This window comes from Auritidibacter sp. NML120636 (genome assembly GCF_003185945.1).
GTDB lineage: Bacteria > Actinomycetota > Actinomycetes > Actinomycetales > Micrococcaceae > Auritidibacter > Auritidibacter ignavus.
Map to the genome: position 1 here is coordinate 98,165 of NZ_QHLO01000004.1, position 14,547 is coordinate 112,711.

12 protein-coding genes are annotated in these 14,547 nt (G+C 60.1%); 1 reads left to right on the forward strand and 11 read right to left on the reverse strand.

Annotated elements, in window-relative coordinates:
• Window positions 1-6: 6 nt before the first annotated feature.
• Genes DCC25_RS05045 through DCC25_RS05055 form a run of 3 tightly spaced genes read right to left on the reverse strand, consistent with a single transcriptional unit; the run spans window position 7 to window position 2,576 of the window.
• Window positions 7-984, reverse strand: coding sequence for a PstS family phosphate ABC transporter substrate-binding protein (locus DCC25_RS05045; protein WP_110100841.1), 978 nt, complete (start codon window positions 982-984; stop codon window positions 7-9).
• A 2-nt stretch (window positions 985-986) separates the two neighbouring features.
• Window positions 987-1,298: a hypothetical protein gene (locus DCC25_RS05050; protein WP_110100842.1), complete on the reverse strand. Its 312-nt coding sequence runs from the start codon at window positions 1,296-1,298 to the stop codon at window positions 987-989.
• A gap of 36 nt (window positions 1,299-1,334) precedes the next feature.
• Window positions 1,335-2,576, reverse strand: a complete 1,242-nt coding sequence (locus tag DCC25_RS05055; RefSeq protein ID WP_110100843.1) for a Na/Pi cotransporter family protein — start codon at window positions 2,574-2,576, stop codon at window positions 1,335-1,337.
• 405 nt (window positions 2,577-2,981) lie between these two features.
• Here DCC25_RS05055 and DCC25_RS05060 point away from each other — a divergent pair, with 405 nt between their 5' ends.
• Window positions 2,982-4,925, forward strand: a complete 1,944-nt coding sequence (locus tag DCC25_RS05060) for an aconitate hydratase (RefSeq protein WP_110100844.1) — start codon at window positions 2,982-2,984, stop codon at window positions 4,923-4,925.
• A 3-nt stretch (window positions 4,926-4,928) separates the two neighbouring features.
• Here DCC25_RS05060 and DCC25_RS05065 read toward each other — a convergent pair whose 3' ends face one another.
• The 8 genes from DCC25_RS05065 to DCC25_RS05100 all read right to left on the reverse strand — a co-directional run bounded on the left by DCC25_RS05065 (window position 4,929) and on the right by DCC25_RS05100 (window position 14,500).
• Window positions 4,929-6,032 (reverse strand): serine hydrolase, encoded by a 1,104-nt coding sequence (locus DCC25_RS05065; RefSeq protein ID WP_110100845.1) that lies wholly within the window; start codon window positions 6,030-6,032, stop codon window positions 4,929-4,931.
• A gap of 113 nt (window positions 6,033-6,145) precedes the next feature.
• Complete coding sequence (locus DCC25_RS05070) at window positions 6,146-6,748, reverse strand: response regulator transcription factor (protein WP_110100846.1); 603 nt, start codon at window positions 6,746-6,748, stop codon at window positions 6,146-6,148.
• Window positions 6,745-7,806 (reverse strand): sensor histidine kinase, encoded by a 1,062-nt coding sequence (locus tag DCC25_RS05075; RefSeq protein ID WP_110100847.1) that lies wholly within the window; start codon window positions 7,804-7,806, stop codon window positions 6,745-6,747. The genes DCC25_RS05070 and DCC25_RS05075 overlap by 4 nt, the downstream gene beginning before the upstream one ends.
• A gap of 15 nt (window positions 7,807-7,821) precedes the next feature.
• Window positions 7,822-8,541, reverse strand: coding sequence for an ABC transporter permease (locus DCC25_RS05080; RefSeq protein ID WP_110100848.1), 720 nt, complete (start codon window positions 8,539-8,541; stop codon window positions 7,822-7,824).
• Window positions 8,541-9,440, reverse strand: a complete 900-nt coding sequence (locus DCC25_RS05085; protein WP_110100849.1) for an ABC transporter ATP-binding protein — start codon at window positions 9,438-9,440, stop codon at window positions 8,541-8,543. The genes DCC25_RS05080 and DCC25_RS05085 overlap by 1 nt, the downstream gene beginning before the upstream one ends.
• Before the next feature lie 520 nt (window positions 9,441-9,960).
• Window positions 9,961-11,877 carry an ABC transporter ATP-binding protein gene (locus DCC25_RS05090; protein ID WP_110100850.1) on the reverse strand — a complete coding sequence of 639 codons (1,917 nt, stop codon included), beginning with the start codon at window positions 11,875-11,877 and terminating at the stop codon, window positions 9,961-9,963.
• Entirely contained in the window at window positions 11,874-12,980 is a 1,107-nt protein-coding gene (locus DCC25_RS05095; protein ID WP_110100851.1) for an ABC transporter permease, read from the reverse strand. The genes DCC25_RS05090 and DCC25_RS05095 overlap by 4 nt, the downstream gene beginning before the upstream one ends.
• Complete coding sequence (locus tag DCC25_RS05100; protein ID WP_110100852.1) at window positions 12,977-14,500, reverse strand: ABC transporter permease; 1,524 nt, start codon at window positions 14,498-14,500, stop codon at window positions 12,977-12,979. Before DCC25_RS05100 ends, DCC25_RS05095 begins: the two co-directional genes overlap by 4 nt.
• Window positions 14,501-14,547: the final 47 nt, after the last annotated feature.

The window sequence follows — 14,547 nt, forward strand, 5'->3', positions numbered from 1 at the left end:
GTCGAGCTAGTCGAGCAGGTCGCTGACTGGTTCGGACCGGAAGGGGTCACCTTCGTAAATGGAACCGGTGGTGCGGTCCTCAAGACGGGCCCGCACATTCTCGTAGTCGTCCTCGCCGAGGCGGTAGAAGAACGTCCGTGGCATGATCTCGTAAGCATTGTCCACGTAGTAGGTGACGAACTCTTCCAGGTTCTCGTCTTCCTCAAGGGAGTCGAGGTTGACGTAGATGAATAGCGGCCGTGTCAGCGGGGTGTAGGTGCCGTTCTGGGCGTTCTCCAGGCTGGGGTCGACACCTTCAATACTGACGGTGGCGAGCTCATCGCGCACCTCGTCATCGGCAGAGGTGAAGTAGTTACCGATACCCATGAACCCCAGGGCGTTGTCGTCCTCAGAGATCCAGGTGGCCAGCTGATCGAGGTTATCGGTTTTGCGGTAGTCATCGCGGATCTCTCCGGCTTCACCATTGACGTGGTGGGTGAAGTAGTCGAAGGTACCCGACCCGGCGGGACGACCGACCAGCTCGATCTCCTCATCCGGCCAGTCCTCGCGCACATCAGACCAGGTGGTCACGTCCGAACCCGGCTCCCAGATGGCCTGTAACTCGTCCATGGTCAAGTCACCGGCGAAGTCGTTGGCGGAGTTTCGCACCACAGCCAGGGTGTCCAGCGCGATGGGTAGCTCGATGAACTCCACACCGTTCTCCTCACACAAACTGAGGTAGTCGGTCTCCGCATCCTCGCCAGGGATGGCCTCGGAGGCGTTGTTGATCGCGACATCGCCGGTGCAGAAGGCATCGAATCCGTTGGTGGTGCCCTCCGCGGTGATCTCGACGTTGTATCCACCGTCGTTGGCAATCAGCTCGGTGATCGGAGCGACGGTGGTCGAACCGCGGGCCACGATGGGGTTGGTGGCCTCCTCAGCTTCGGCTGAGCAGGCAGTCAGGGCTAGAGCGCCCACGGCGCTGAGTGCAAACACTTTGCGCATAGTTAGTTCTTCTCCTCCCCGCTGTCCTGCTGTCCGCTGGCCTGCTCAGCGCTCTCGGCCGATGCGTCCTCAGCGTGAATCTGGGCGCCGCGCAGTTCAGCAACCATCAGTTGCAGGAACTCTTTGATCTTGGACCAGCGGACCGTGGCGTTGGCCAGGTGTTCTTCGAGTCTGTCGACCTCTTGGTGTTGGCGACGTTCGGTCTGGATCCGGGTCAGTTCCTCCCGCAACTCAGCCATGGAGGTCTCGGTGTCGGCCAACACACGTTCCAGACGGGTTTCAATGTCTTGGTCTAGCTCGTTGTTTTCGCTCATGAGTCAGTCCTTCGTCTCTCGAAAGGGTGGCACCGGTTAGAAAGCGCTGGTGGCGAAGATCAGGATCAGTGGTAGCACCAGGAAGACGCCCACTGCCCAGATCACCGCGTAGATCTTGCGCTCGGCGGCGAGGTTGGCCAACCAGGTCGATCCCCGCGGCGGCAGGTTGCGTAGGAAGGGCAAACCGTAGATCACGATGGTGGCGAAAAGGTTGAAAGAGAGGTGAACCAGAGCCGCGGTCAGTGCCGCAGCAGCCTCAACTCCCTCGAAGGCAAACGCTGCGACCAGCGCGGTGATCGTGGTCCCGATATTGGCACCCAGGGTGAAGGGGTAGATCTGTTTCAGGGTGAAGACACCGGAGCCAGCCAGCGGCACCACCAGCGAGGTGGTGGTCGAGGAGGACTGGACCATCACGGTGATCACAGTACCGGAAGCGATGCTGGTGACCGGACCGCGACCGATGGCGGTGTGCAACACCTGCTTGGCCTTACCCACCATCAGAATGTTGAGCATCTTGCCGATGAAGTTGATCACGAGCAGGATCAATCCGATGGCGACCAGAATCATCACGACCCCCTGCCAGGTTTCGGGCAGGAAGCCCAAGACATATTCAATACCGTTGGCCAGTGGTTCGGTGGCCCCGGAGACGACCGCCCCAATACCTTCGAAGATCGCGTTGATGATGGTCACGTCACTGCCGACGGTGGCATCAGCAACTGCAGTGGCGACCGACTGCAACAGGCCGAAAATCATTTCCAACGGCAGGAAGATCAGCACGGCGAGCAAGTTGAAGAAGTCGTGGACGGTGGCCGCAGCGAAACCGCGCCGGAACTGTTCCTTATCGCGGACCATACCCAGCGAGACCAAGGTATTGGTCAGCGTGGTCCCCAGGTTGGCACCCATAATGATCGGCACGGCCACGTCCAGTGGCATCCCGCCGGCCACCATACCTACCGTCACCGAAGTGGTGGTTGACGAGGACTGTGTCAGGGCGGTGGCTACCACACCGATCATCAGCCCCACGATGGGGTTGGAGGCGAAACTGAACAGGTCTTCAGCCTGGTCTCCGGTGGCGATCTTGAAACCGGAACCGATGACGTTCACCGCAGTGATCAGCACGTAGATCGCTGCAATGACTGACAGCCAGTTGGCAACACTCAGAGCGGTGCCGGTCAGCCCCATTCTCTCAAAAGGACTGCGTTTGGGCTGACTTTCTTCAGACTGTACCTCAGCCTCTTTTTCTCTCTCTGTACCACGGTCGACGGTGGTCTGTGACATCTCTCCTGCTCCTGAAGGTATCGCGTGAGGTGTGAGTTCTACCGGCCAGTACCGGCGATCCGTACAGGGAGACTAAATGATCAGGTTATACTTTCCTGAACCATTGGGTAAATACGTGATGAACAGGTGCACATATCACCTGAGGTGAGCGCAACTGGGCACGCAACGTGGTGTCGGAATGGCATGCCTTTCTGTCGTCGCAGGCTGTCTCGTAGCTACCGCTGAGTCACCACTATGCCGCCGGTCACGTCCGGGATAGGATCAAGAGTGAAAGCTTAATCCGGCGCAGGCGCACTTCCGTCCCGACGCCAATCGAATCGTTGCCCCGAGACGGAAGTGCGCCCTCTGGCTAGATAGCTGACCAAGTAGCTAACTAGGTATGAGCACCCTGCGGAAGGAATAGTCATGGCTCGCAGTGTTACTGAGAAGCTCATCGCCTCCCACCTCGTCGACGGCACACTCACCCCCGGTGAAGAGATCGCGATGACCGTCGATCAGACTCTCACCCAGGACGCCACCGGCACCATGGTGATGCTGGAGCTGGAAGCCTTGGGCCTCGACCGGATCCGCACCGATCTCTCGGTGCAGTATGTCGACCACAACCTCCTCCAGACCGATGAAAAGAACCCCGATGACCACGTTTTTCTACAATCGGCGGCCCAACGCTTCGGCCTGTGGTATTCCAAAGCCGGCAACGGCGTCTCCCATCCGGTGCACCAGGCACACTTTGGCAAACCTGGGACGACCCTGATCGGCTCGGACTCACATACGTGCGCGGCCGGGGCACTGGGCATGCTGGCCATTGGTGTCGGCGGTTTGGAAGTCGCCATGGCCATGGCCGGTCAGCCACTGTATGTCACCATGCCCGAGGTGTGGGGAGTCGAGCTGACCGGGGAGCTCCCCGACTGGGTGTCCGCCAAAGATGTGGTGTTGGAGATGTTGCGCCGGCACGGGGTCAAAGGCGGTGTCGGTCGCATCATCGAGTACCACGGTCCCGGCCTTTCCGGTCTGACGGCGATGGACCGGCATGTCATTGCCAATATGGGCGCCGAACTCGGCGCGACCACGAGCGTGTTTCCCGCCGATGATGCCGCCCGCACTTATCTTCAGGCCGTGGGCCGTGAGGAAGATTTCACGCCTCTCGTCGCCGACGACGACGCCTCCTATGACGTGACCGAACACATCGATCTGTCCAACCTGGAGCCACTCATTGCCCGCCCGTCCTCGCCGGGCAATGTGGTGCCCGTAGCCGAGGTCGACGACGAGGAGGTCTACCAGGTGGTCGTCGGATCCTCTGCCAACCCCGGGTTGCGTGACTTCGCGGTCGTCGCCGAGATTCTCCACGATCGGCAAACTCATCCGCGGGTATCGGTCGATATCAACCCCACCTCCCGCGAGGTGCTCGCTGATTTGGTGGCCGGCGGATGGTTGAGCTCGCTGGTCGCCTCGGGAGCGCGGGTCCACCAATCCGGTTGTCTGGGGTGCATCGGCATGGGGCAAGCCCCGGCCAGTGGGCGGAATTCACTGCGCACCATGCCGCGCAATTTCCCGGGCCGTTCGGGGACCGAAGAAGACTCGGTGTGGCTGTGTTCCCCGGAGACCGCCGCTGCAGCTGCCCTGACCGGACGGATCACCGATCCCCGCACGCTAGCCGATAGCCACGGGATCAGCTATCCGCGCCCGGAGATGCCCGAGAGCTTCAGCACCTTTGACGCGATGCTCCTTGCCCCGCTACCGGAGGATCAGGCCCGTGAGGTGGAGCTGATCAAAGGACCGAATATCTCCTCGTTGCCAGACTTCGACCCCCTGCCGGATACCGTCGAGCTACCGGTGCTGCTGGTGATGGATGATGATGTGTCCACCGATGAGATCATGCCCGCCGGTTCCCGAGTGCTCCCCTATCGCAGCAATATCCCCCGGATCTCCGATTTCTGCTTTGAACGCATTGATGCGACGTATCCGCGCCGGGCCCAACAGCAACAGGGTGGCCACGCGGTGATCGGTGGCGAGAACTACGGACAGGGTTCCTCCCGCGAACATGCTGTCGTGGCACCCCGCTACCTGGGGTTGCGGGTCGTGATCGCTACATCCTTCGCCCGGATTCACTGGCAGAATTTGGCGAATTTCGGGATCCTTCCCCTCGAATTTGCCGATCCGGCCGATCATGATGCCGTCAACCAGGACGACGTGCTCGTGCTCGATGGTCTCCATGAAGCCCTAAAGAACGGGTCAGAGCTGACCGCAACCATCGGCGAGCGCCAGGTGCGGTTGCGTCACCGGCTCTCAGACCGGCAGGTGCAGATGGTGATCGCCGGAGGACGGATCCCGATGACCGCACAGATGGCCTAAGACCTACCCCCAGGCACGCACCAAGGTTGGAAACAATCGGAAGGGTAGCGACTGGCCACTGGTGATATCGACCGTACCGGCGAGGTAGAGGTCTCGTTTTGGCGAATAGAAAAGCCAGGTGCCGGTGGCGCCCGAGTGACCGATCAGCTCGCGGAAATACATCGTCCCCAGCCCATAACTCAGGATGGGAATGTTCCGGAGCCGGTTTCTCCACTGAGTCAGCAGACCGCTGGTAGCGGGATCGTTGAAGAGTTCCCCTCCCAGCAAGGCACGCTGAAAGGTGATGAGTTCTGCGGGGGTGCTGATGAGGTCGTGGCTGGAGCGGATCAGCTCTGGGAGTCGGACCCACTGACCCCTCCTGCTCAGCTGAGCACACTGGGCATCGGGTACCGCACCGGGTAGCTGAGTTTTCTTCAGGCCCAGCGGCCCGGTGATGCGTTGCCTGAGCAGGTCCGCATAGCACTGGCCGGTGGCCTCCTCCAGCACACGAATCAGCAACAGGAACCCGGTATCGGAGTACCGGGCCTTCTGTCGTTTGGCATCGAGATCCTGCGGGGCGAAGTGTGGGTGCTGTTGCTCCTTGGAAATCTTCAACGCCTGGGTGAAATCCCACCCAATATCCTCTCCGGAGGCTAGGTAGTCGTAGAGGCTCCTGGCGTCTCGGCGCTTCTCCAAATAATCGGGCAACCCAGAGGTATGGGTGGCCAGATTGCCCACAGTTATCTGGGAGCTGTAGTCCTTGCCACGGTAGAGATGCAAACCCTCAGTCACCTCCACCGGGAGATAGTGAGTCAGGGGAGCGTTCAACTCTATTTCCTGCCGTTCGACAGCCTGCAACAACAGTGTGGCAATGAAGATTTTGGTCACCGAGGCGATAAAAAAGGGCGTCTGCGGACCCATGGGCGTACCCGACTCATCTGCCGGCCCTGAGGCACCCGCCCAGTAGCGAGTTCCCTCTCCACTGGCCAAAGCGAGACTGGCGTGTTGGACCGCACGCCGTGCAGTCAAGCGTTTGAGCACAGCGCAGAGTTTGGCATCCACGCGGGGTGTGACGGCGTTTTCGTCGGCACGTTGCACTTCAGCATCGATGTGCCCGAGGGAGATCATGTGATGAACATTACCATCCAGTACCTCTTCCGGAGAACTCCTCTGGTGAGCAGCTGAGTCAACTGATGAGCGGGCTAGGGTCGGGCCTGGAGAGTAACAGGCCAGCGACCATCTCAGAGCCAACCGCGTTCACGGGCCCGTTCGACAGCCTGGGCTCGAGAGGACGCCCCGGTCTTTCCGATCGCCGACGACAAATGGTTGCGGATTGTTCCGTTGCTCAGGAAGAGACGAGCGGCGATCTGACGCACCGCCACACCGTCGGCGCTTGCACGCAGAACGTCTCGCTCTCTGGCCGTCAGCGGGTTCGCTCCCCAGGTCCGAGCCTCTTGGAGAAGCTGTGGATCGAACACGCGCTCCCCGGCAGCGACCCTTCGGATCACGCTGATGAGTGCACTCGGTTCTTTGTCCTTGGTGACGAATCCGGCGCAACCGATCTGCCATGCTCGAAGTACGTATCCGGGCCGATCGAATGTTGTACACATTATTACTCGAGTCTTCGCACCCCATCGGGCCACCTCTTGTGCGACCATGAGACCGTCTCCCGGCATGTGGATGTCCAGGAGTGCAACGTCGGGTTGCGTGTGTCGAATCGAGTGCAGTGCCTGGTCCGCATCGGATGCTTCAGCTACGACCTCGAAGTTGGTTGTGAGCTCGATATAGGTTGACAGGGCTCGGCGAAACATCAGCTGATCATCGGCAAGAAGGATACGAATCACGGCAACCTCGCTGTCACCACGGTCCCCTGGTTCTGGCCACTGTCGACGCTGAGGGTTCCACCGCATGCGCAGATCCGATCTTTCATACCTCGGATACCTTCGCCTTCGATCACAGACCCGCCGTGACCGTCGTCGGCGATTTCCACACCACTGGCCTCGACGGTGATGGATATCAGGCTCGCATTCGCATGTCGCACCGCGTTCGTGACAGACTCTCGAATGACCATTGCCAGGACAGGTTCGTCGCGAGGTTCTGGGATTCCCATACGGTGAATATCAAGCCGTATACCCGCGGCGTGTGCGGTCGCTTCCGCTGCAAGGAGTTCTGCGTCGAGCGTCGTCTGGCGCAGATTGCGCACGGCGTCTCGAGTATCCCGAGAGATGGTTGAAGCCAGCCGGTTGATGTCCTCGACTTCAGCCAGGGCTCGACGGTGGTCGGAACGCGAGAGCAACTCAGCACTCAGTCGGGCTTTGAGGGCAATCGTGGTCGCTGAGCGACCAAGCACATCGTGCAGGTCGCGCGAGACTCGTTCGCGTTCTCGAAGCACGGCCATATCAGCTATCGCATCTTTGGCGTCAACGAGTTGTTCGTTGACCTCCACGAGTTGCAGGACGAGCACCGTGGCGATAGCTACCGAAAGTAGCATCACGAAATTCGGAACGTTCTCATGGGCCACCCCCTCAACAAAGCTCACCACCCCCAGGACAAGCAGGCCCACCATGGCCGTGACGATCCCTGGCACACGGGGCAAGAGGACAAGCATCAGACAGAGCGCTGGCGCGAAAATGGGGGCACTTCCCGCCCCGAGCAACACCACCAGGATCAACCCCAGGGAGCCGACGAGAATCACGGCAGTGATTCGGAGTGCCGCTGCCCTGCGGAGGTTGACCAGAAACGCCGAGGCGATGGTCGTGATCCCGTAGACGACGGCAAGAATAATGAGGAAGGTGCTATACGGCGCATACTCGGGTTCGCTTAACAGCGACACCCAGGAAGGGATGGTGAGCACCATGAAGCCGGTAACAATCAGTACTGCGGCCCACGGTGTCTTCATCATCTCCTCCGATCCTCCTTAGATTCTCTCAGCGACACGGCGATACCGCCACAGAGATATGAGGGCCAAGACCCCGAACCACGCTGTGAGGATGATGATCGCGGGGACGGCGCGCACCGGGTCTGTACCTGCCAACCCGAGTTCGGCGAGCCAGTAGCTCGGCATCAGCTGAGCAACCGAGGTCCACACCTCCGGTAGCAGGTTCAGTGGAAGAAAGAGTCCTCCGAGCGTGGCCAGGGCGAGCATCAACACGATGACGATCGTCTGCACGTTCTCTTTCTGGGCGAAAAGCCCGATCGTCACGCCTAAGACGGCGAAGGGGATCGAACCGATCCACACGCCCACCGTTGCGAATGCCCAGTCACGTGGCGTCAGCGCGACCCCGTCGAGCAAAACCGCCACGACAGGCACGACAATCACGGCAGGAAGCCCCACGAAGACACCGACGATGACTTTTGTAGTCAGGTAGCCGCGCCCAGACAGTGGCGTGAGACGAAGGACGCGTTGCCACCCGGTCGCACGCTCATCAACAATGCGAGTGCCCACGAGCAGTCCAGCGGTCACGGTGCCCCAGACGCTCATCCCGATCATGATCTGTCGAGGCTCAACCGCAGAGCCTGAATCACTGAAGAGCAGGCTCTCGAGCGCGTAGAACACCGCCGGGAAAACCAGAGTGAAAAGTAGCGTGCCTGACGCGCGCAAGGCACGGCGAAGTTCCAGGGTGAGGTAGCCCAGCATCACGACACCTTTCTCTGCTGTGCCGTGAGGGTAAGGAACGCGCGCTCGAGTGACAGTCCAGCCACCTCAATCGATTCCGCCGAGGGCACTCGTTGCACCAGTGCGCGTAACGTGTCGTCCGACCGTGCACTGAGTAGGGTGACACGATTGTGTCGCCAGCTGGCCTCGATCACCCCCGGTAACGTGGCTATCTGTTCGTGGTCACCGGTCGGGATCGTTGCCGAGATCTCTCGTCCGGCCGCCAACTCCTGTACTTCGGTCACCGTGCCGTCGGCAATGATCCGGCCGTCTTGTATAAAGATCACCCGGTCAGCAAATTTCTCGGCTTCAGCCAGATGATGAGTCGCAAACAGCACCGTCTTGCCCACGCTCGTGATGTCACGAATTGATGCCCAAAAAGCGTGACGGGACGCAACATCCATCGCGGCAGTCGGCTCATCGAGCACCAAAATATCCGGGTTGCCTGCAATAGCCAGGGCATAGGTCACCCGTCGCCGTTGACCGCCGGACAATTTCGTGGAGCGACGGCGAGCCAGATCCGCGATCCCTGCGTTCTGCAACGTCCGCGAAACCCCGAGCGGATGCTTGTGCAACCTCGAGACCATCGCGATCAGTTCCCCGACGGTCGCGTCATCGAGCAACGAAGTGGCCTGCAACACCGCCCCGATGGCCCCGACTTGCACGGCACTGGCTGGCGAGAAACCCAATAATTCGACGCTGCCAGTTTCAGGAGGCGTGAGACCTAACACGATGTCGATCAGCGTGGTTTTCCCGGCACCATTTGGTCCCAGTAGACACACCACCTGTCCGCGCGGGATCTCTAAACTGACATCATCAACGGCGGTGACCTCCCAGTAGCTCTTGCCCACACCGCACAAAGAGATCGCGGTCCCACTCATCGTCTTCACCTCTCTCCCCTCACAGCGATACCCGTGGCGTTCGTTCGCACCGTCAACAGGGGCGGGGCCGTGTCTGGTTTCTTCCGGCTTGGGGCAATCATGTGTTTCGCTACCTCCACTGGGCGGCCACACGCAGAAAAATGCCTGTGCGTGTGGGCGACGTGCTCACTACTGTCTGTAGTATCGCGCTGCGTCGGCACGACTACTTAGGGCAAATGTCATGATTGCGGGAATCGTGATGCCTGCACGAAGATCCACCCCAGAGAATCAAGGCTTGCGATGTACCTCATTGTCGCGTCGAAGCATCCGCTCGTCGTTGTGGAGTCCAGGTACCACCCGCCGGAGGTAGCCCGCTGAAACACCTGGGCACACCCGTGACAAGCCTGGAACTTAAGGTCGCACCTACCGAACGCGACCGGACAGCGCCAATCAACTCGGCGGGTTCCGAACGCCTTAAGACAGGGCGGTGTTCACCTTCGAGACGGCGCAAAGCCGAGACCTAGCCGGTTCCAACGACCGCTCAGCCACGTCTGCGACCTTGGGAGGCGAGCAACTCATGGCGAGCCTCGCGACGAATCCGTTGTTCTTCGGGATGCGGAACCGGGGCAGCGGCCAGCAGACGTTTGGTGTAATCTTCCTGCGGATTGCGCAGGATGTCCTCTTTTCGCCCCTGTTCGACGACTCGACCTTTTTCCATCACCATAATTTGATCCGCCAGCTGGTCTACCACCGCAAGATCGTGAGTGACGAACAAGCAGGCGAAATCGTATTGTTCCTGTAGGTCTACGAACATGTCGAGCACACGGGCTTGCACCGAGACATCCAAGGCGGATGTAGGCTCGTCGGCAATCAGGATGGACGGGCTCAACGCCATCGCCCGGGCAATCGAGATACGCTGACGTTGACCGCCCGAGAGTTCATGTGGATACCGGTTGATCACGGTTCGGGGCAGTTTCACCGCATCCAGCAGCTCCTCGGCCCGCGCTATCCGCTCCTTAGATGTTCCCCGGTTGTGAACCACCATGGGCTCGGTGATGATCTCTCCGATCGGGAAACGGGGATCCAGCGAAGCCGCCGGGTCTTGGAAGACCACCCCGATTTCACGACGTAACGCCTTCTGCTGTGCCCGAGGCAATGCGGGCAGGTTTTGACCACGGACGAGCAGTTCGCCTTCCTCCACTTCCAGCAGACCCAAGACGGCTTTGGCCGCCGTGGACTTACCGGACCCGGATTCACCGACCAGTCCCAGGATCTCTCCGCGTGCCACGGCGAAATTCACGCCCTCCACGACGCGGATAGACCGGCCCTTCTTCTTATAAGCCAATGCGAGGTCCTTGGCCTGTAGCGACAGTTGCGCACCGGGGTCGACACTGGGCAGAGCGGAGTCGTCGTCGGCAGCCGGGGCGGGCTCGTTGACCTCGATTTCTGTCTCGCGTAAGGTGGGCACGGCCTCGAGCAGGCGCTTGGTGTAGGGGTGCTCGGGTTCCAACAAGATCTGCTCCGCCGGGCCAGATTCGACCACTTCACCTTGGAACATCACCACCACACGGTCGGCCATATCGGCCACCACGCCCACGTTGTGGGTAATCAGCAGGATGCCGGTATTCAGCTCGTCCTTCAATCGGCGCAACAGGTCCAGAATGTCTGCCTGAACTGTGACGTCCAGTGCGGTGGTGGGCTCATCAGCGATGATCACCTTGGGGTTGCACGCAATCGCTATGGCGATCACGATGCGCTGGCGCTGGCCGCCGGAGAATTGGTGCGGATATTCGTGGATCCGTTGCTCGGCATCGGGGATCCCCACCTCTTGCAACAAACGAACCGCCTGGGCCAGGGCCTCCCGGCCGAAGGCCTTATTGTGCACCTGTAGGGCCTCGACCAGCTGGTCGGAGACCTTCAACACCGGGTTCAACGCGGTCATCGGCTCCTGGAAGACCATGGAAATCTCATCCCCGCGCAGGCTCCGGAGCTTAGCCGGGGAGAGGTCGGTGATCTCTGTACCGTCCAGGAACACCCTGCCGGAAACCGTGGCGTTATCGGACATCAACCCCATAGCGGTTGAGCTGGTCACCGATTTGCCCGAACCGGATTCACCCACCACGGCGACCACTTCTCCGGGCTTGATATCGAAACTGACGCCCTTGACGGCTTCCACCGTGCCGAACTCGGTGGCAAAGCTGACTTTGACGTCGTCAAAGCGCAACGCCGTGTCGGTCTGGAATTCCGCGGGCTGAACCACCGCCGAGGTGTCCACGTCTGGTAACCCGCCCCGGGCCCGGTTCAGGATGTATCGCACCAGGGCATAGCCGAGCACGATGGCCACGGCGATACCCAGCACCACCAGTGGGGCGACGGAGAATTCTTCGCCGGTACCGGCTGTTTCCTCAACAATGTCCTCAATATCAGGTTGCGTTGCCAGAATAATTTTGAGGCTCATTTTTTCCTCCCGGAGCCGGTGGTTTCGCTGTAGGGATCTTTGATGCCCTCGGACATCCCAACGTCGTTCTTCAAACGGAAGGCCCGCTGGATGCTACGCAGCCCCAGCACGCCACCCAGTGACGGCCGGGAATCCCGGGTGCGAGCCTGACGCGGATCGAACGCATCCCGCAGGCCATCACCAATGAAGTTGCCGGCCAGGGCGATGATGATGATGAACAAGCCCGGGAACCAGAACAGCCAGGGCCGGGTTGTGAAAGCATTTTGGTACTGCTCGATCAGCAGACCCAGTGATACCTCGGGGCGCTGAACACCCATGCCCAAGTACGACAGTGTGGTCTCGAGCAGGATGGCGGCCACGAAGGCGAAGGTCGCGTTGACGATGATCACGCCAATACTGTTCGGGATCATGTGTTTGATAATGATCCGGGACGGGGCGGCACCCATAGCGATGGCCGCCGAAACGTACTCCATTTCTCTAATTCGTAGCACCTCGGCGCGAACCAGACGACACATCCCGGTCCAGGTGGCACAACCCAGCAGGACACCGAGCATCACCACGCTACTACCGGCGATATTTCCCAACATCGCGGCAAACACCAGGGTCGGCACCACAATCACGAAGTCGGTCAGTCGCATAATGACGGACTCAACCCAGCCACGGAAGTATCCGGCGATAGCCCCTAGGGCAATACCGATGATGCTGGAGACCAGCGCGGTCACAAAGGCCACGATCAATGACTGCTGTGCCCCGCGCATCACCATGGCGAAATAGTCACGTCCGACGTTCTCTTGCCCGAAGGGATGCTCGCCCAAGATGTTGCCGTCCTGGAACATCATCGGTCGCCCGCCGTCAATGATCGAGCCGGTGGCCTGATAGTGCTGGTCCCACCAGCCCGGCACCGGGCCGAACCCGATGGAGGAAAATGCCAGGATCACCACCGCAGCGAGCACGACCAACGAGATGACAGCCGGTTTGTGGCGGAAAAACCGGCGTCGAATCAGTTGTCCCTGTGAGTAAGAGTGCCGGCTCTTTTGTTGGAGTTTGGTGTCCTCAACCTCGGCGAGGTCGACCATTTGTTGTGAAATCTTGTCGTTGCTCATACTCGGATCCTTGGGTCGAGGACGGCGTAGAGAATATCCGCCAGCAGGTTAAACATCACGGCGACGGAACCTGTCACCAGAATGAAGGCCATCACCGGAGCCGGATCATTGGTCTGCATACCGGTAATGAAAACATTGCCCATCGCATTCCAGCCGAAGACCTGCTCGACAACGATGGAGCCACTGATCAAGGCCGCGAAGTCAAAAGCCACAATGGTCACCAGTGGAATCATGGCGTTACGGAAGGCGTGTTTGAGGATCACCGTCCGCTCAGCCACGCCCTTGGCTCGTGCGGTGCGCACGAAATCCTGTTTCTGGACTTCCAGCATGGAGCTCCGGGTATAGCGGGTATAGGTGGCCAACGAGAGCAAGGCCATTAGGACCGAGGGCAACCAAAGCTGGGTCAGCTGGTCTAAGGCGGTGACCCAGAAGTTCTCGTCTAGGGTCGGGGTGTGCGAGCCAATGGTGCTGACCGGCCTGGGCTTAGCCGAGAGAAGACCGGGCCAGTGGTACATGAAGTGGTCCAGTAAGATCATGCCCGACATCAGCGCACCGGTCAGCACCGAGACCGCAGTGGCTGGCCCTTTCGCGTATCCGCCGAGACTGCGACCGACAACCACACAGATGGCGATAGTCAGGACAAACATGGCACCCAGGAAGAACCAGCCTCCCGGCGGTTCTTCCAAGAGGTTCCAGGTTGCGTAGTAGGCAATCATTCCCAAGGCAACGACGGTAAGCCCAGAGTAGAGAACCCTCCGGTGTCGCAGACCGGCAAAGAGCGCGGTGAAGCCCGCTGCCAACACCAGGGAACCGATGAGGATGATGACCGGGCCCAGCCGGGGGTGGGTCATGAAGTTCACGGCGTTCATCCAGGGCAAGACCGCGCAGACGAAGGCGAACATCATGCCCCCGGTGATCAGCCGACGCGCAAGACTACCGCCCAGGACCATCGGCACGACGATGGCAAGGATGGTGGCCAAGATCAGAATATTGGGCCAGGTGAAATGGGGGTCCAGCATCCAGTCGTTGAACCGGATGGCCAGCCATTCTTTGGCCAACACTGCCGCCCAGAAGATCGGGAGCGACCAGAACAGGAAAATGAAGAACGTCACCAAGTAGTCCAGGAGCGAGTACTGGCGCATGGCGGTGACGATACCGGTCATGACACCGATGAGGATCGCTGCCACGGTAGCCACGAAGACCAATCGCAGTGACTGCTCGGCTGCAGCCGCAATCACGGGGGTGACCTGGGCGCCGGTGATGGTGGTGCCGAAGTCGCAACTTCCGGCAAAGCACCCGAGGACTCCGGACAGCCAATCCCAGTACCGGACGTACCAGGGCTGGTCTAAGCCCATCCGCTCAATGCGTTCCTGCATGAGGAATTCGACATTGTCACTCTGAATTTCGCGCAGATCCGCTAAGGGGTCACCGGTGTTGATCAGGATGACAAAGGACAATAAGGTCGCGCCAAAAAGAATGAGCACAGTACTGCCCAGGCGCTTGAGGATGTATTTCAGCACGGTCTACACGGTCGCCTTCCGTATCGACCCCTGGACACGACGGCGGG